The sequence below is a fragment of the Bacillus sp. Root131 genome, from assembly GCF_001429475.1.
In the GTDB taxonomy this organism is placed as follows: domain Bacteria; phylum Bacillota; class Bacilli; order Bacillales; family Bacillaceae_G; genus Bacillus_A; species Bacillus_A thuringiensis_S.
The window spans coordinates 2,191,356-2,209,307 of record NZ_LMJQ01000001.1 but is presented as its reverse complement, the minus strand read 5'-3'; the positions used below and the strand labels follow the sequence as shown (position 1 = coordinate 2,209,307).

The window sequence follows — 17,952 nt, the reverse complement described above, 5'->3', positions numbered from 1 at the left end:
TGTTTTTTATTTAGTAGATACTAAATAGTCCGGTTAATCATTATTCAGCTAAATACACGATACTAATAAAGTGAAATTTATTCGAAAGAAGTTCATTAGTTAATACGTATCTAATTAAGAAACATTCATATACCAGCCCAAACATCTTTTCCATATCGCCCTTCATCTTGCACACGATCCAACCAATTCCTTGCTTCTTGTTCACTGACTTCATGAATTTCTTGATATGCTTGACAAAGGGTATCTTCTACATCCGGAGCCATTTTACTGCCATCACCACATATATAAAGATGAGCTCCATTATCTAATAACGAAATTAAATTGATACTATCTTGTTTTATTAAATGCTGTACATATGTTTTGGGATGTCCCTCTAGACGAGAAAAAGCTGTGTGTAAAGAGATTAATCCATCTCTTTCATCATTTTCTAGCTCTGTACGATAGAGATAATCTTTTTCAGGATGACGACAACCAAAATATAGATGCGCTTGTCCTAAATTAATACCTTTTTGCTTTTGAACACGACGCGCTTGCAAGAATCCACGGAATGGTGCAACTCCAGTACCTGGCCCAACCATAATAATTGGTGTTTCTGGATCTTTAGGTAATTCAAAGTTTGATTGTGGCGTTCGAATGAAACAAATAATCTCATCTTTATTATGACGCTGAGCTAAATAATTAGAAGCGACTCCTTCATATGTCCCTTCTCCACTCCATGCAGGCGCATTAACAACACCGACCGTAATGCTCAGACGATTCTGTGCAACAAGTGGAGAGCTTGAAATAGAATAGTAACGCGGTTTGAGCGCAGGAAGCAGTTCTAAAAAGCGTTCAAATCGGATTTCACAAGCCTTATACTTTTCAAGAAGATCCAACATTGAAATACGTTTCTTTAGTATTTGTTCATGATAGACCCCTTCTTCTAATAATGCTTCCAATTCTTTTTTATGAGGAGGGCATGCTGTGAATGTTACCATTTCCCGTATTTGTGCACGAGTGGCTGCTTCTTGAACTTCGACACTATAACTAAGAAGGTCCAATAAACTAACAGGACTGTCTAAAGGTATGTGATTTATACTTCGTCCACTTGCACTCAGTATGACTTGATCCTTTCCGTTTAATCCAAAGCGTTTTAAAATTCGATTAACATTCTTCTCGCTATTAATTGGCAGCACTCCAAGGTGGTCTCCTTCTTGATATGTAGCGCCTTCTGGCAAGGATACCTCGATATGTCGTGTACTTCTATCGCTGCTGGATGATTGGAGTTCACGATTTTCTAGTATAGTTGCATAAACTGCTTCATATGTTCGTGCAAGAGGAGATCCTCCAAGACGACTGACAAATTGCAGACTCAAAGTACTACGCTCTTTCTCCATATTTTTGTTAAATTCCAATCCAAATGCCTTCATCGCATCAGACCACATGCCTTGTTTCCATTGCTCGAGCTGTTCCTCAAAATCACCACTTGCATCTGCTTCTCCGCGTTTAGAAAACCTTGTTGCTCCTTTTTGAGCCATCTGCTCATCAATGTATCTTGGAATCCGTTGATAGGTACTAGCCCAATTATGATCTCCACAACCAAAAACTGCGTATTGAACACCTTTTAGCTCATCTGGTTTTAGTTCCTCCAACCATTGCACAAACTGTCCTGCATTACTTGGCGGTTTTCCATTATAAGAAGAAGTTACAATAAGAACCGCTCCTTCTTTCGGTAGACTTCCAATTCGATCGTTAAGAGCTACCACTTCCGTTTGAACCCCTTCTAAACTAGCTGTATCTGCTAATTCTCTTGCAATACCTTCTGCTACACCTGTATCCGAGCCGTACAGAACAAGAAGTGAAAGATTATCAGCCCCAATAATAGAAGGTGTCTTCTGAACGTGCTGCTTAATTTCATGGTTTTTCAGCTTGTCCTCTGTAGGTGCAAGAACAGTAGGATGACTAATAGTTTGTTTTCGGGGTAGAATCCTAATCTTAAAATCACCGGGCTTTAGCGTTAATGTTTGTTTTACGTCCAGCTGATAGTTTTGATAATCGATTAATTCAAAATGTTGAAGAAGCATTCCCATTACAAGAGTGGCTTCATGAAGTGCAAATTGCATACCGATACATGCTCTCTGGCCATTTCCAAATGGCTTATAAGCATGATGAGGAACCTTATCCAGCTCTTCAAATCGTTCAGGTTGGAATTCTTCCACATTGTCTCCCCATGCATCTTTATCCCTATGCAGCTGTGGAATAAGAACAGAAATACGATCTTCTCCTTTCTTAATTGGGTATTTCCCGCCAATCACTGTATCTTCTTTTGCATAGAGACTGAATGCTGGAGCGGTAGGCCATAGACGTAGCGATTCATTTAAAATCATCCGTATATACTTCAGTTTCATAACTTGTTGGTATGTTGGAGTAGGATCTGTCAAAATACGGTCTACTTCTTCATAGGCTTTTTTTAACTTATCCGGATTCTTTAATAAAAAGTAAATTGCAAAAGATAACAATCCACTTGTTGTCTCATGCCCAGCTATTAAAAAAGTGATAATTTGGAAACGAATGTTTTCATCATCTAATTTTTCACCAGTTTCCGGATCCTGTACATTTAACATACGGGAAAGTAAATCATTTTCTTCCTGATCTCCACTACTTTTACGTTCAGCAATAATATTATCTACTAAAGAAAACATAGATTGGATATCATGCTGAAATTGACGTTTCGTTCTCCACATGAGTTTGTCTTCTATATCCAGCCGCTGCAATTGGTGCATTGCCTCATCTAGAGCACGGCTCATGCTAGTGATAAAAGGATGAGGGGTCTCACGATAAAAGCTATTAAATCGGTAATTAAAACCACATAGACCAATTGTATCTAACGTAAGGCGAGTCATATCCTCCGGAACATCTACGTCTTCATTCGGATTAAGCCGTGCCCATTTTTGAACGAGTTGTACAGCAAGATCGACCATCATGGCATGGTAATCTTTCATTGCCCGTTGGCTAAATGTAGGCATCAAAATATTATGAGCTTTTTTCCAGTTAGGCTCGTGAGTCTCGCTAGTAAATAATCCGTCTCCAGCAAAGGCACGAACCTTTGCCAAAGCACCCTCTATGCTTTTATCGAACCGCGTTTCGTCACAAACTTCTGCTACCAGTTCATGTCCAGAAACGACAATTATGGCATCACTTAAAGTTTGAATTCGAAAAATGGGACCATACTCTTCCGCCAGCTTAATAAACGATAGAGTCGGTTTATCTTTATCGATTAATGGGAGATTACCCAGCGGTCCATATGTTTTCGGCTGGGGAATGGCAGATACTTTTTTTTCCATTTAAAACACCCTTTCAAAAAAGCATGAAATAGCATATCCCATTTAATAAAGAGGAAATAGCAACTAATTGCCTGGGATACAGATATGTAATTGATTACCTTATTTTATCTTTTCCCTAACTATTCATGATTATGATATTGAGTATAAGCTTGGCAATTAGATTTATAAATTGTAGAAAAATACTAAATTAAAATGAAGCGAATAAATATAATTGGATCCTTTTAATATTGGCGTTAAAAGATAAGCTAAAATTATAATGTTTATGAGAATTTGCAAACGGATCTCATCTCTTGCATTTGTTTATAAAACGATCATTTTGATTTATTTTCTTCTAAAACACCCCAAAATAGAGAAGTTGACGAGCTTAAGATTGTAGTATTCGAAAAATCAGTAGTTTAGTTAAACCAATACGATAAGCAAGTATACCGTGTTACTAATGAAAGAGGACCTGATATGAACGTCAGGTCCTCTTTCACTATATATAATTATTTCACTGCTTCTTTCAGCTCTTTTCCAGCTTTAAATATCGGCGCCTTAGCAGCAAAAAAACTTGTAGGAATCATTATCTAGCGTTTTATTCTTCTCTACCGATTTAACTTCTCGACAGCTTCCGCACTTGTATCTACACGTTTAACGAAAAAAACTAATAGTAGTGCAACAACATTCATGCCAAGCGCTACATAGAATGAATATTGAATTCCGGATAATAAAGCCTTCTGAGTTAACATTGCCTTCGTAGCCTCTGTGAAGGTTGTTGGATCTACATCAGCCATTAGACTTTCAGCTTTTGTTTTTGTTACAGAATTCATAATCGTAACAAGAATAGCAGTACCAATCGAACCGGACACTTGTTGAGCTGTATTATTAACAGCTGTACCGTGCGGATTTAAGCGCGTTGGCAATTGATTGAGGCCATTTGTCATAAGTGGCATCATCACCATCGCCATCCCAAACATCCGCAATGTGTAAATAAGAATAATATGTGTGTGACTAGAATCGAGTTGCAGATTTGCCAGCATATAAGTTGAAACGGCTGTAATGGAAAGTCCTACTATACCAAGAATCCGAGGGCCATATTTATCAAATAGTTTACCTGTAATTGGTGACATAACCCCCATTATTACCGCACCTGGAAGCATCATCAGCCCAGAGCTCAGCGGTGAAATACCGCGGACGTTTTGTACATAAGCTGGTGTTAAAATCATCCCCGAAAACATGGCCACTGCGTTGACAATTGCAATTACAGACGCAAGTGCAAACATTGGGTACTTGTAAACACGTAAATCCAATAATGGCTCATCCATTTTTAATTGGCGGATAATAAAAGCAATTAGGGCAATAGCGCCTATGATTAAGGTTGTTAAGACAACTTTATTTGTCCAACCATCGGAGCTTGCAGAACTGAATCCATATAACAAACCGCCAAAACCGACAGAAGATAATAGTAATGAGAGATAATCAAGTTTTGCATTTTTGTTTTGTTTCATGACATTCTCAGATTTCCAAATCCCTAACAGTAAGCTAATGATTGCTAACGGTAAAATCATTTCAAAAAGCAAACGCCAGTCATAATACTCTACAATATAACCTGATAGTGTCGGTCCAATTGCTGGAGCTGTAATCATAACTAGTCCAAAAATCCCCATTGCTGTTCCCCTTTTTTCTCTTGGAAAGCTTACTAGCATAATATTCATTAACAAAGGCCCCATAACTGAAGAGCCTGCCGCTTGAACCATCCGACCAGTAAGTAATAAACCAAAATTCGGCGCTACAGCTGCTAAGGCAGTACCAAGAATAAAAATCACCATAGATGTAATGAATAGGCTTCTATTCGAGAAACGCGTTATTAAAAATGCTGATGCCGGAATTAATATACCACTTACAAGCATATACCCTGTAGAAAGCCACTGGATCGTTGAATAATCTTGAATGTCTAAATCTTTCATTATTGATGGCAAGGCTACATTTAAAAGCGAGTTATTTAGAAATGAAACAAATGCCCCAATAAAAAGGATTACAAGCATTAAATATGGTGGTTTTCTTTTATGTAATGTTTCACTCATATATTTAATTGCCCCTTCATTATAAATTTCATTGATTCGTTTAAATCGTTTACATATTTGCACAAGAAAACATTACCCTTGCAGTATTTTGCCAAACTCTTCGAATGGATATTCTCTTTTTAGCAATTCCACTTGCCCAACATAACATTTTAAAATCTTTTTTTTGATTAAACCTTTATAAAAACGTTTGTTAACGGAATTTAAATTAGGCTGAAATATATAAAAGAAGCGACTGAAAATACCCTTCTAAAATAAAGTGAAACTTTAAATCAACAAGGCCACACACCCATTCCTTTAAATACAGGCTTGTAGATCTAGTTATGTAACCATCCATAAAAAGGAATATTACATAGGCTAAGTCTAACATTACATTTTTAAAGTGAGGAGAATAAGCGTATGCACCAATATTGGTATTTGAATTCAAAGGGAAACGGGGAACAATATACTAACCAAATTTCATTATATTCACAGCCCGAAATAACTAAATCTGAGGTAATGAATGATTTGAAGATTCCTGAGAATTGGAGTTACCGAGTCTATCCAGTTAGTTGGGATTCATCAGCCAATTATACGGGATTCACTCCCCAACCCCCTCCCTTCTCTTGGGGGCAGCAGCCAATTAATTATACAGGGATAATACCACAAGGTCACCCTGCTAATTGGACTCCATTACCAGGTCATGCAGGTTTTAATTTTCAAAAACCTCCCTTCCCCTGGGCGCAACCATTCAATCATACAGGGATGTTTGCACAAGGTCATCTTGCCGCTTTACTATCGCCGCCAGCCAAGCCTTTTCATTTCAATACCAATAACTCGGGTGTTTTTGGAAATCCTTCAGGATGGGGTGGTCCGTGGGCCCCAATGGGATGGGGAAATAACGGAGGTAACGGTCAGCTAGGAATGCTTGGAAACTTACTTACAGCAGGAAAAGGCACCATGAGTGGAATAGGAATGATTAGTAGTCTAATCGGGATGGGGAAGTTCTTCTTTTAGTTAATTAAAGTGATAGAATTGATCCGCAACTCAAATATTCCAGTATATAACAAAAAAAAGCATTGGATACCCAATGCTTTTACACTTACGCAAATAAAGACGTATTCGCATATAAAGCTGGTGAACCACCTGAATGTACGAATAAAATGTTGTCTTCTTTATTAAATGTCCCTTTTTTAATTAAGTCGATTAATCCCGCTACCGCTTTACCTGTATACACTGGATCAAGTAAAATACCTTCTGTTTTCGCAAGTAACTGAACTGCCTCTACCATTTCCTGCGTTGGTAACGCATAGCCTGGTCCTACATATTGATCAAAGCACGTAACAGCGTCGCGCGAGATAAAGTTTGGAATACCAACGTGTGCTGAAGTTTCATCTACAAGTTTTGCTACTTTCTCTTCTTGCTCAGCTTTTCCTCTACTTACGTTGATTCCAATTACAGGAATGTGGCTTTGTGTTCCAGCAAAACCAGTAATTAAACCAGCATGCATACCGCCGCTACCACTTACACAAACAACTGAACTGAAATCAATTCCTTGCTCAAATGATTGCGCCATAATTTCTTGCGCACAAGCAACGTATCCCATAGCGCCCGTAGGGTTTGATCCACCAACTGGAATTACATATGGTGTATTCCCTTTTTCACTTACTTCTTTTGCTACTTTATGCATTTCTTCCATCAGGTCTGCTCCGTTTGGTACAACAATGACATTTTCAGCACCTAATAAGTGATATAAGAAATAGTTTCCGTTAAAGTCTGGCTTCTCTTCTGGTTCAAGCCCTTCTTCTAATACAAGGATACATTTCATTTTTTCTTTTACCGCAGCTGCCAGTGTTAGACGGCAATGGTTTGACTGAATACCACCAGCTGTAATTAACGTATCTGCACCTTTTGCCTGTGCATCCGCAACTAGAAACTCTAACTTTCTCGTCTTATTACCACCAGCTGTTAAACCAAGTAAATCATCTCGTTTAAAATAAATAGTCGGCCCACCAAGTACTTCAGAAAAATTGTTTAATTTTTCAATTGGTGTATATGACTCTGTATATTTTTTTCTCGGGAATTTAGCTAAATTCATTGTAACGCTCCTTTTGTACTTCTTTCACAATATATATAACGTTACTATTATTACACGTAAAAATGGTGAAGTCATCTTTCTGGGTTAAAAATGTATTAGAATTTCGTTTTGATAAGTAAAACCGTATTAATGATTTTAACTTAATTACGGTACATGAAATTTATATCAACGATTTTTCAAATATATCGATCTAACGACAAAAAACGACAGACAAGGACCCATTTCTCATCAAAAAAAGAGCCCACACATTCAAATGCAGACTCCCTCCAATCACTTATTTACCGAAAAAAGAAGTAACTGTGTTAATCCCGGCTCTAAATTCATTTCACCTTTATGGCGTACGTATACCACTTTATCCCCATCAAATTTCGGAGGGTTTGCTTTACTATACGTATGCCACTCATTCGTTCCTTCTATAGAATACTCCATATATTCAGTTGCACCGACAATTATATTTTTACTATCATCTGCCGCTACATTTGGTGCCATCTGCGCAATTTTTGAATCACTAATTAATAACTTCTTTATATCCTTATCACGTTTGTAATCGTAAGCTGTCACAATTACATCGTTACCATATGCTTTCACTTGTAACCCTTGTTTAAATGAATAGCCATCTGGAGCAGTTTTCTCTCCTCCATTTGGTCCCGCTGACATCCAGCCTGTTTCAATCCCGCCCGTATTTACAACAGTGAAACCTTTTTCATCTCCGCCTTTAATTTTCTTTTTACCAGCCCAGTCAGGTAAGTTTAAATCCCAATGTGTATGACTCGTGAAGAAAACCACTTGCGGATAGTCTTTTAATATATCGTACAATTTATCCACGTTTAAATAATCTTGTAAATACGGCGATTGTCTTGATCCAGATACCGTATCAGGTAAAACGTGATGAGAGAAAATAAAGATTGGCTTATTTTTATCTTTTTGACTATACTCTTCTAAATTTTGTTTTAACCAACCTAATTGCTCATCACTCATATATACTTCGTCCCACATTTTTGAATCGTGGTATTTCATATATTTTTCAGTTCCTAAAAATAGAAGCGGATAACCATCTAATTCTTTTTTATGATATACCTTTTCTTGTGCACTAAATTTCAGATATCGGTTAAATAAAGTTTCCTCAGTTACACCATTTGGCCATGTACTTTGAGAGAGTTTCCCATCTGCTGTCCATTTCCCAGCATAAAACTCATGATTCCCAACAGTAGACCATACATTTTCTGGATGCTTATTTTTATTTAACACACGCTTTACATCATCATATTGTGACTGTTGTCCAGTTGGCGTTATATCCCCATTCATAATAAGCGCTCTAGAAAGTGGCGTCATTTTGTTCATATCTTTTAGCACATGATCAAAATCCCCTAAATCCCCTTGAATATCACTAATAACGTTAAAAGTTGTAGCTGATTTCCGGACTTGCTCTTTCCCTTCCGCATGCACTGAAAACGTCGGTAATAATGCCGCCATAACTGCTAACGAAGCAACTGTCTTTTTCATACAAATTCTCCCCCTAATAATAGAATGTACAAACTGACATGTTCTGCTTTCTCTTAGGTGCTTGTCCAATTCACATTATAGGGGGAGATTGTAAAGATTAATGGAGTAAAAATTTAAGTGTTTTTTAAGAGATTTTGTCTTTTTTACACGCCCCATTTAACAATTAACACTAATTTTTCTATTAACCTACTAATATTAACTGAATGTAAATTTATACGATAAATCACTTCGTTTAATATGTTGTGTTTTAATTTCCTTTACACAATTTCAATAAAGTACTTTACCATTTTAAATTCTCTTCATTAATCCTCAACTTCTATTCCAGCCTGTTTTAATGGTTCTAATACTTTCGGGTAACACATTGAAATATATTCCACTGTTTTTAAATTTTTTAGATTTTGAAATCCTTCAACAGATATAACATCAAATAAACTGTCTTCACCGTCCCAATCAGGCTTTAAAATATGATAAATTTCATTCCCACCATCAAAGCAAAGGGACTCAATCTTTTCCAAATCACTTATTTCCAAAGTTAACGCTTCTAAAAAAGCTTTGATTTCAACAATTGGCCCAGCTCCTGAATACCATTCAAAATAATTTGTATGCTTTTCTATTAAGTCTTTCAATTCTTTTAGAAATAGTGGCTCTTTATCTAATAAAGCTTCAATTACCACTAACTTAAAATTAAAATCCTGAAACATTTTACTCTTCCTCATTTTAAATTCCTCCAATGTTATAACATCCTTGTCCAAATTATTATAAGTAAAACATATCCAATTGCAGCTTCTTTATTTCTTTCAATATCACATTAAAAAGGGATATGCTTAATTGCATGTCCACAATCGAGAAAATATACATTATACATATTTTCTTACTAATTATATTCTTTATATACTTACCTTCGCTTCTCTAGCATCTTGTTTCTTAATTAAGTCTAAGTAAAAATGCGAGACAGTTGTGTTGTAATAAGGGGAAATGAATATGAATGACAGATTAAATGTAAACATGCCTATAAATGCAGTTAATAAAAACCAACCAATAAAAGATAACCAAAGAACAAATAACTTGAACTTATGTCCTTTCATTATTCTTTTACTCTCCCTTAATGCTTCACTTGCTGTATAATCCGGATTCTCTATTAAAATATAATATGCCATTGAATAAGAAAAATATTTAATAATACCTGGAACAATTAATAACAGACTCCATAAAAATAGAAAAACAGCCTGCAACACTCCTAATTTCATTGATTTACACAAATTATTTTTCCTAAACCCCACAAATACATCGTCCACCTTAGCATCTTCATTTTTACCTAAGCGTAAGGTGAAAACAGAATACCCATAATTAAAGATACCTTGTATGACACTGTAAATTAAGAAACAAATCAGTCCTATAAAAAAATAACTTAGAATAAGTAAAACTAGTGCTGTTAGATCTACTTGTAGTTGCCCACCCATTGAATAAATAAAGAAAACATCCAAACCAATTATCCCAATAAACAAGCCAAATATTAAATATATAAAACTAGCGATTGCTGATGCACTTAAAGTTGGTACAAAATAGTATAACGCCGATATCCCTATACTTACTCCCCATTTCCCATCTAACGAATTAAGTGCTGCTTTCTTTAAATTTCTTATCAAACTTGCATCCTCCTTTTTTCCATATTTTAGCCAATAAAAATTTTACAAATAAAAAACTTGTAGCAAGCCCCACTACAAGTTCTTTTAGCTAAACATTTTAGCTTATCAAAACAAAATATACCTTCTACACAATCGGGGGTAATTTCTAAAATATGGTTTATTAAAATCATTATATAATATAATCATGGATTTTTGTTAAATATTCTATTTTTTCCGACAAATATACCCGAAACTCTTCCTGATGTTCATTTAGATATAATAACTTATATAGCAATATATTTATCATTATCTTTCCCAATAAACCCTATCCTCTTGTTTTCCACAAAAAAGCACAGAGATTCCTCTCCATGCCTACTAACCTCTACCTCTTCACCGCATGCACATAATGCACCGTCTCAAAAGCTTCTAAATAATCATTTCTTCCTTCAAAATACAATGTATTTATATCCTCTGGTGATAAATGCTCATAAATAAGTAAGCCCGCCTTCTCTAACAGTGCTTCCATTTCGGCATAAGAATAACATGATTTCATCGGTTCTCCGCCTACCGCAGCCATTTTCACCATATTTTCAACTCGATTGGACAGTCCTTTTTTCGTAAATAAGTTTTCATCGGGATAATCGAAAACGATAGAACTCCCTACTGGAACTATCTCAAACAAGCACTCTATTAAACTAGCAAGCTCCTTTTTCGTTAAATAGTACGTAACACCTAAAAGGCTAAAGAAAGTCTTTTTATGTTCAAATCCTTCAGTCTGTAACTGTTCATAGGAAATTCCTTTCGTAAAATCCATCGAAACAAAATGAAGGTGATTTGGAACTTCAAGTTCTACTTCTTTTATTCTTTCCTTCTTAAACGCCTGCGTAGAAGGATGATCCACTTCAAATATTTCTATTTTATTTTCTAATTCTCGGTGTCTAAAACTGAACGTATCTAAGCCTGCACCGAGTATGACGTATTGTTTCGCTCCTAATATAATTTCACGTAGTAATACTCTTTCACAATATGCGGCACGTGCTAAAGGTGTTGGTGATAACTGAACTTGCGTAATCCATTTTAATATTTCTTTTGGATTGTCTTGAAACTGCTCTGCAATGTCTGTATTGAAAAAGTGAATCCCTTGAACCATGTTCGTTTCAATATTGTTACGTTCTTTTTGTGAAATGAAATCTTTAGCTACATAATCATCAAAGATTTTAGGATTATCAAATTCACTATGATACGCCCTTCCGAATGCTGATACTAACGACGTTACACTTGCTTCACCTTGTTTCACGCACATACACTCTCCTTCATTTTCACAACAAAAATAGGGTTCCCCTGGCCAGGAGAACCCTATTATACACCTTATTTTTATATTGGTAAATTATAGAATAAATAAGTTTTTTTGGCAAGTTTTCAGCCTACTAACGCTCCAATAATTTGTGTAATCTCTAGCAGGAAGATTTCGATCTACACCGAATATTCCAGTTCATAACAATACAAATGGAGGGCGTCATGAAAAGATTAGTCATCATTACAGTTGGAAAAACACACAGTGGAAAAACTACATTTGCAAAAGCTTTAGAAAAAGAGTTACCCCACTCTTTCGTTATGGATCAAGATAACCAAGCTGAATTTATTAACACGCATTATGAAAAATTACAGCCGGCTGAAGGTGCTAATACATTTAAGCACGGTCTTTCAAAATTCATTGTTGATTATGCGAAAGAACATACAAATTTACACCTTATTATTTGTAATTCCAATCGCAGTAAAAGCGGAAGATTCTATTTACTAAACGAATTATTTCCACAGAATGAATATGTACGCATATTAGTTCATTTTAACATTCCAGATGATGTACTTTACGAAAGAGTGGCTCGAAGCACGCGAAGTACGAATATTTTTAGAGGTGGATATTCTAGTTTCAAAGAAGTACTTGATCGACAACAAACTGAATCACTTCACGATGATGTGGTAGATCCTGTAGAAAACGAGGCTGATTATTTGTTTGTTATTCGCAATAATAAAGATGTAAGCTTTACTATAGAAGAAATTGTTCATCTAGCTAAAGGTTTATCCCCTACCCCCAAATAAGAGATTATAAAAATTACATAATCATAGATTATTATGCAAATCCTTCCTCTAAGCGCCTAACATAGTATATAATAATAAGATAATCTACTTCTATATGCTCATTTTTACACAAAACAGTTCATGCATATGAAAGAAAAGAGGTACAAAAATATGAAAACAAAACAAACAATCGCTGCGTCTACACTAGCTTTAGCAATGATTGCTGGCGCGAACCCTGCTCATGCGGAAGTAAATGATGCTACTCCTCAGCAAAGTACGGGAGATCGATTAGCTGAAATTAAGCAACATAAACAAGAGTTAGATGCGAAATTACAGCAACACAAAGAAAACGTGGATCAAACATTGAATGAACTTAACAAGGTTAAGGAAAATGTTGATACGAAGGTGAATGAACTACATGAACGTAAACAAGTTGCTGATGAAAAAATTAACGAGATTAAACAACATAAACAAGAGTTAGATGCAAAACTTCAGCAAGACAAACAAATCGCCGAAGATAAAATCGCTGAAATTAAAGAGCATAAAAAACAAGTAGAAGATAAAGTTGCTGAAGTAAAAGAGCATAAGCAAAATATCGATAACAAAGTGAATGAGATTAAAGAACATAAACAAACTGTCGATGAAAAAGTGAATGAAATGAAGCAATATAAAGAGAACATCGATCAAAAGGTTAATGAACTTAAGGAAGTTAAAAAACAAGTAGATGAAAAATTAGCTGAGTTAAAAAAAGCGAAACAAACTGCTGAGGACAAACTTGCTGAGTTAAAAGAAAACAAGCCGAATACTGGTAACACGTTAGAGGAACTTAAGAAAATTAAAGGCAATTTAGACAGTCTTTCCGCTAACTTAGAACTAGCTAAACAAGATGTGAAAAACAAACTAGCTGCATTACAAGAAGCTAGACAAGATTTAATCAATAAAATTAACGAAATTAAACAATCAAAACAAACTGTTTCAGACGATTTATCAAAGAAAAAACAAGACTTAGATATTAAAATCAACGACTTTAAACACACTGAGAAAAAAATTGATGACAAATTAGCTGAGATACATACAACGAAGCAAAATGTTGATAATAAGATTAATGAAGTATCACAGGCTAAACAAACTAATGGTACTAAAAACAATAACGCTAAAGAACTTCCTAACGCTGGTAGCGAGCAATCAAACAATATGGCTCTAGGAATGCTATCTGTATTAGGCGGTGTTTTATTACTTACTCGTAATAAAATTAAAACGTTATTCTCTAAATAAATCCATTAAAAAAAAGGAAACCCGCACATACATGTACGGGTTTCCTTTTTTTATATTAACTGTCCATCTCGAAGCATCAATATACGATCACATACATCAAGCATTCTTTCATCATGTGTAATCATAATTGCTGCTTTTTGGCTCTCTTTCACTTCACGTTTCATCATTTCTACAACTTCACGTGCACGTTTTGAGTCTAAGCTTGCCGTTGGCTCATCCGCTAATATTAAATCTGGGTTGTTCATGAACGCACGAGCGATTGCTACCCTTTGTTTTTCCCCGCCAGATAGTTGATTTGGATAATGATTCTTTCTTTCTCCTAATCCAAATGCCGCTAATAAATGATCTGCACGCTTTTCCGATTCTTGTTTACTTTCTTTTTTCAGCTTTGCAATGTAAAGCAATTGTTCTTTCACATTTAAATATGGAACAAGATTTGCAAACTGGAAAATGAAGCCGATTTTTTTCAAACGAATGTCTGTCATTTCCTTTTCTGATAACTGTGTAATATTTTGCTCACGAATGTAAATATCCCCTTTTGATGGTGATAATAATGCACCCGCGATTGATAATAACGTACTTTTCCCTGATCCAGAAGGACCGACGATTCCGATAAATTCTCCGGCTTTCACATCAAGCGATATCGGATGAAGGGCTGTTACTTCCGTATTCCCTTCTCCGTACACTTTACTTACTTTGTCTAATTTTAATAATGAAGTCATTACATCCCGCCTCCAATTGCCTCTAGCGCATCAACTTTTAATACTTGGTATAACGAAATAAGTGTTCCTAAAATACTAATTACGATAAAGATTGCTGCATATTGTGCAATCATCGGTGTTGTTAATAAGAACGGCATACCTGCTGGTAAAATTTGTTCTAACCCTTGTACAAGAACGATACTGATTACCATCGCAACGACTGATAAGAATAACGCCTGCACGACTAAGCTATTTGCTAAATACGAGTTCTTTGTACCGATTGCTTTTAATACACCTAATTGCTGTGTTTTTTGCAGTGTAATGACGTAGAAGAATACACCAATTAGTAATGCAGCGATAACAAGTAAGAATGCAATGATCATTGTTAATGTTCCTTGCTCTTCTTTAAACCCTGGAATACTTTGCAGCACTTCTTTTTTGTCAATTACGTGTGCATTTTTTACTTCTTTATCTGTATTAAGTGCGATTGCACTATAATCTTTTTGGTTTGGTTGTGAAATAGCGCCCCATACGTCTTCATTTACATAAACGACTGGTGTATGGCTAAACATTTGATCTTTCGTAAATCCGACGATTGTAAATTCTTTCTTTGAAACAGGATCGATAATTGTATCCCCAATATCGATTCCTTTTTCTTTAATTGATTCATCAGCAACCATTTCATTATTTGCTGTACCTAATTTCTCACCTTTTACAATGTTCGGTTCTAAAAATGAATCACGTTCACTTGAAAAAATAGCGATATCAACCTTTTTCGAACTATCTTTCTTTTCATACGTTGAAACTTTCACCCGAAATGGAACTGCCTCTTTCTCGTCCACTTGATTTACTACGTTATCTACATCGTCTTTCTTAATTTGTGAACGAAGTAATTTATTTTCCGCATCATCTGCTAAAACGAACTTATTCGCCTCCATATTTTGAATCGATGAAGCATTATCATATGATAATCCATTTGCTAATCCTGAAATAACAAGGACTAAAAATGATAATAAAACCATGATAAGTCCGATTAATCCGTATCTTAATTTTGATTGTTTCAATTCACGCAGAGCTAAAAACATTATGCTCGCTCCTTCCTCTTTCTTTCTATGCACTTATCATAAAAAAGAAATATGAACGGAATATGAACAGAAGATTACAGAGTAAAAAATAAATTTTCTGAAAGTATTGAAAATAAATAGAATCCTTGATACAATTCAGTCAAATAATATTGACCGAGTAATTTTATTAAAGGAGTTGATCATGTTGAAGCCCGTATTAACACTAACCACTTATAGCCAACTAAAAGCATTAAGCGATCCACTACGTGCCGAAATGATGATACGTCTATGCGAACGTCCTTATACTGGACAATTACTATCTGAGAAATTCGGCATTTCAAGGGCGAAAATTCATTATCATTTAAAAGAATTAGAAAAGAATGGTCTTATAGAGATTGTTTATACAGAAGAAAAGAATGGCATTGTTCAAAAGTTTTATCAATCTGTCGCTAAAGGCTTCACCCCTGCCGCAGATCTATTACCTCATTTAGAAATATTAAGCGAATCAGGTCGCCAAATCTTTTTACAAATGATAGAAAGAACGAAAAGCCAAATTCTTGCTGCACCAGAAGAAGCTTTTACATTACAAAATGCAAGTGAAGATCCAGCTAAGTGGAATTACGTTTCATCCTGCTGGGAATTTGATGCTACGCCAGAACAATTTCAAGTGTGGGTGAAAAAGTTTTATGAATTAATGGCTGAATTAAACGAAATCACAAAAGGTGCAGATAAAGATCCGAATAGCAAACCTTATTATATTTCTACTACTGCACTTCAAATCGCCGAGAGAACAATGCAGCAATTTATTAAAAAAGAAGAAAAATCGTAATACGATTTTTTTACCGAGACGGTCAATTTTATTTTACCGAATAAAATTATTATAAAGGAGTAGATAAAGTGGACATATTAAAAAACCGGAATTTCCTCTTATTATTTTTAGGGAGAATTTTTACAAACATAGGAGATAGCTTGTATTATGTAGCAGCAATGTGGCTCGTATACAAATTAAGTGGTAATCCTTTTTATTCTGGATTGGCTGGTTCCCTTACGTTATTACCTTCTGCATTACAATTTCTTACTGGTCCATTCGTCGATAGATGGTCAATAAAAAACACCCTCGTCATCACACAAGTTTTGCAATGCATTCTTATTTTAATCATTCCAATTACACACTACTTCGACCTACTAACAGTCCACCTACTACTCATCATCATGCCCATCGTAGCTTTTATCGAACAATTCGCCTATCCCGCACAATCGAAAGCTTTACCACTTCTACTGCATAAAACACAATTATTAAAAGGAAACTCACTCTTTTCATTTGCATATCAAGGCATTGATTTAATTTGTACGACTCTTTCTGGAATATTAGTAGCACTATTTGGCGCAATTACTTTATATGTGATCGACTCCTTTACATTCGCGATTACTGCCCTTTTGTTCTTTTCATTAAAAATGCCAAAACAAACTGAAGCAGACACAACACTTTCAACAAAGCAATATTTCTCTGATTTAAAAGAAGGCTTTTCAATCGTCTTTCGTTCATTGATGGGCGTCTTCTTAATCGGTTCCGTTGTCGCTAATTTTTCAATCGGTATGACGATGGCAATACTCCCTTCTTTCGCTGATTCTTTAGGCGGTGTGAAATTATATGGTTTCTTTTTAGCCGCTATATCCGCCGGTTGTTTAATTGGAGCACTATTCAGTTCATCGGTTGGTAAATATAATGTTGGCCGTGTCTCCATTATTAGCTTTGCCACTGGTGCTTTCTTTTGGTTTCTCTCTACGGTTGTACCGTTTCAATGGTTATCTATTTTTTTATTCGGCTTAGCTTGGATACCAATTGGTGCGACCAACATATTATTTGCGACTATTGGTCAAATTGTAATTCCAAACCAATATCTTGGGCGTATCAATTCAGTCACACGGAGTATGGGCACAATTGCTATGCCGCTTGGCTCTTTAATTGGCGGATACACTGCGAATGTATATAGTAGCCAAATCATTTTTGCGCTCGCTAGCATCGGGATTTTATTCATCTCCCTCGTATGGCTGCTTCATCCAAAATTACGGGCTTTGCCGAAAGCTGATGAAATTACGGCGGATACTTTTGAGCTTCGGTTTAAGGAAGAACAGGTGAAAGGTACTGCTTTGTAACAGAAAGAAAATATTTTCTTTCTGTTACAAAGCTCAAACAAGCATAACCCTATTCGAAATTTCGAACGAAGTTATGCTTGTTTACTTT

At 35.6% G+C, this 17,952-nt stretch carries 14 protein-coding genes; 5 read left to right on the top strand and 9 right to left on the bottom strand.

Annotated features, from left to right (window positions below):
• Positions 1-125: 125 nt before the first annotated feature.
• Together cypD and ASE54_RS11125 are read right to left on the bottom strand one after the other, a co-directional pair.
• Positions 126-3,323, bottom strand: coding sequence for a bifunctional P-450/NADPH--P450 reductase (gene cypD / locus ASE54_RS11130; RefSeq protein WP_000412782.1), 3,198 nt, complete (start codon positions 3,321-3,323; stop codon positions 126-128).
• Between the two features lie 584 nt (positions 3,324-3,907).
• Positions 3,908-5,386 (bottom strand): DHA2 family efflux MFS transporter permease subunit, encoded by a 1,479-nt coding sequence (locus ASE54_RS11125; protein WP_000005102.1) that lies wholly within the window; start codon positions 5,384-5,386, stop codon positions 3,908-3,910.
• A 396-nt stretch (positions 5,387-5,782) separates the two neighbouring features.
• On the opposite strand from ASE54_RS11125, the gene ASE54_RS11120 reads away from it, so the two are divergent.
• On the top strand, positions 5,783-6,379 hold the full coding sequence (locus ASE54_RS11120) for a hypothetical protein (protein WP_000554430.1): 597 nt from the start codon (positions 5,783-5,785) through the stop codon (positions 6,377-6,379).
• Positions 6,380-6,464: 85 nt separating this feature from the next.
• Here ASE54_RS11120 and ASE54_RS11115 read toward each other — a convergent pair whose 3' ends face one another.
• The 5 genes from ASE54_RS11115 to ASE54_RS11095 form a co-directional block, all read right to left on the bottom strand.
• Positions 6,465-7,460: a D-cysteine desulfhydrase gene (locus ASE54_RS11115; protein ID WP_001046625.1), complete on the bottom strand. Its 996-nt coding sequence runs from the start codon at positions 7,458-7,460 to the stop codon at positions 6,465-6,467.
• Between the two features lie 270 nt (positions 7,461-7,730).
• Positions 7,731-8,963: a DUF4073 domain-containing protein gene (locus ASE54_RS11110; RefSeq protein WP_000754294.1), complete on the bottom strand. Its 1,233-nt coding sequence runs from the start codon at positions 8,961-8,963 to the stop codon at positions 7,731-7,733.
• Positions 8,964-9,265: 302 nt separating this feature from the next.
• Positions 9,266-9,679: a hypothetical protein gene (locus tag ASE54_RS11105; RefSeq protein WP_001232168.1), complete on the bottom strand. Its 414-nt coding sequence runs from the start codon at positions 9,677-9,679 to the stop codon at positions 9,266-9,268.
• Between the two features lie 171 nt (positions 9,680-9,850).
• Positions 9,851-10,609, bottom strand: a complete 759-nt coding sequence (locus tag ASE54_RS11100; protein ID WP_000620770.1) for a DUF975 family protein — start codon at positions 10,607-10,609, stop codon at positions 9,851-9,853.
• 361 nt (positions 10,610-10,970) lie between these two features.
• A complete protein-coding gene (locus tag ASE54_RS11095; RefSeq protein WP_079245747.1) occupies positions 10,971-11,891 on the bottom strand; it encodes a class I SAM-dependent methyltransferase in 921 nt (306 codons plus the stop codon).
• Between the two features lie 215 nt (positions 11,892-12,106).
• On the opposite strand from ASE54_RS11095, the gene ASE54_RS11090 reads away from it, so the two are divergent.
• Both ASE54_RS11090 and ASE54_RS11085 read left to right on the top strand, forming a co-directional pair.
• Positions 12,107-12,688, top strand: a complete 582-nt coding sequence (locus ASE54_RS11090) for an AAA family ATPase (RefSeq protein WP_000826968.1) — start codon at positions 12,107-12,109, stop codon at positions 12,686-12,688.
• A gap of 150 nt (positions 12,689-12,838) precedes the next feature.
• Positions 12,839-13,942 (top strand): LPXTG cell wall anchor domain-containing protein, encoded by a 1,104-nt coding sequence (locus tag ASE54_RS11085; RefSeq protein WP_000851001.1) that lies wholly within the window; start codon positions 12,839-12,841, stop codon positions 13,940-13,942.
• A 50-nt stretch (positions 13,943-13,992) separates the two neighbouring features.
• Here the strand turns inward: ASE54_RS11085 and ASE54_RS11080 are convergent, their stop codons facing one another.
• Entirely contained in the window at positions 13,993-14,664 is a 672-nt protein-coding gene (locus tag ASE54_RS11080) for an ABC transporter ATP-binding protein (RefSeq protein ID WP_000202594.1), read from the bottom strand.
• Positions 14,664-15,728, bottom strand: coding sequence for an ABC transporter permease (locus tag ASE54_RS11075; protein WP_000477741.1), 1,065 nt, complete (start codon positions 15,726-15,728; stop codon positions 14,664-14,666). The genes ASE54_RS11080 and ASE54_RS11075 overlap by 1 nt, the downstream gene beginning before the upstream one ends.
• A gap of 184 nt (positions 15,729-15,912) precedes the next feature.
• On the opposite strand from ASE54_RS11075, the gene ASE54_RS11070 reads away from it, so the two are divergent.
• Together ASE54_RS11070 and ASE54_RS11065 are read left to right on the top strand one after the other, a co-directional pair.
• A complete protein-coding gene (locus tag ASE54_RS11070; protein ID WP_014895296.1) occupies positions 15,913-16,536 on the top strand; it encodes a winged helix-turn-helix domain-containing protein in 624 nt (207 codons plus the stop codon).
• A gap of 68 nt (positions 16,537-16,604) precedes the next feature.
• The gene (locus ASE54_RS11065) at positions 16,605-17,864 is read left to right on the top strand and encodes an MFS transporter (protein WP_000353373.1); all 1,260 of its coding nucleotides are present in this window, start codon (positions 16,605-16,607) and stop codon (positions 17,862-17,864) included.
• The last annotated feature ends 88 nt before the right edge of the window (positions 17,865-17,952 follow it).

Coding starts and splice junctions, on each gene's coding strand:
- cypD (WP_000412782.1), bottom strand. CDS start 3,323: ATGGAAAAAAAAGTATCTGCCATTCCCCAGCCGAAAACATATGGACCG.
- ASE54_RS11125 (WP_000005102.1), bottom strand. CDS start 5,386: ATGAGTGAAACATTACATAAAAGAAAACCACCATATTTAATGCTTGTA.
- ASE54_RS11120 (WP_000554430.1), top strand. CDS start 5,783: ATGCACCAATATTGGTATTTGAATTCAAAGGGAAACGGGGAACAATAT.
- ASE54_RS11115 (WP_001046625.1), bottom strand. CDS start 7,460: ATGAATTTAGCTAAATTCCCGAGAAAAAAATATACAGAGTCATATACA.
- ASE54_RS11110 (WP_000754294.1), bottom strand. CDS start 8,963: ATGAAAAAGACAGTTGCTTCGTTAGCAGTTATGGCGGCATTATTACCG.
- ASE54_RS11105 (WP_001232168.1), bottom strand. CDS start 9,679: ATGAGGAAGAGTAAAATGTTTCAGGATTTTAATTTTAAGTTAGTGGTA.
- ASE54_RS11095 (WP_079245747.1), bottom strand. CDS start 11,891: ATGTGCGTGAAACAAGGTGAAGCAAGTGTAACGTCGTTAGTATCAGCA.
- ASE54_RS11090 (WP_000826968.1), top strand. CDS start 12,107: ATGAAAAGATTAGTCATCATTACAGTTGGAAAAACACACAGTGGAAAA.
- ASE54_RS11085 (WP_000851001.1), top strand. CDS start 12,839: ATGAAAACAAAACAAACAATCGCTGCGTCTACACTAGCTTTAGCAATG.
- ASE54_RS11080 (WP_000202594.1), bottom strand. CDS start 14,664: ATGACTTCATTATTAAAATTAGACAAAGTAAGTAAAGTGTACGGAGAA.
- ASE54_RS11075 (WP_000477741.1), bottom strand. CDS start 15,728: ATGTTTTTAGCTCTGCGTGAATTGAAACAATCAAAATTAAGATACGGA.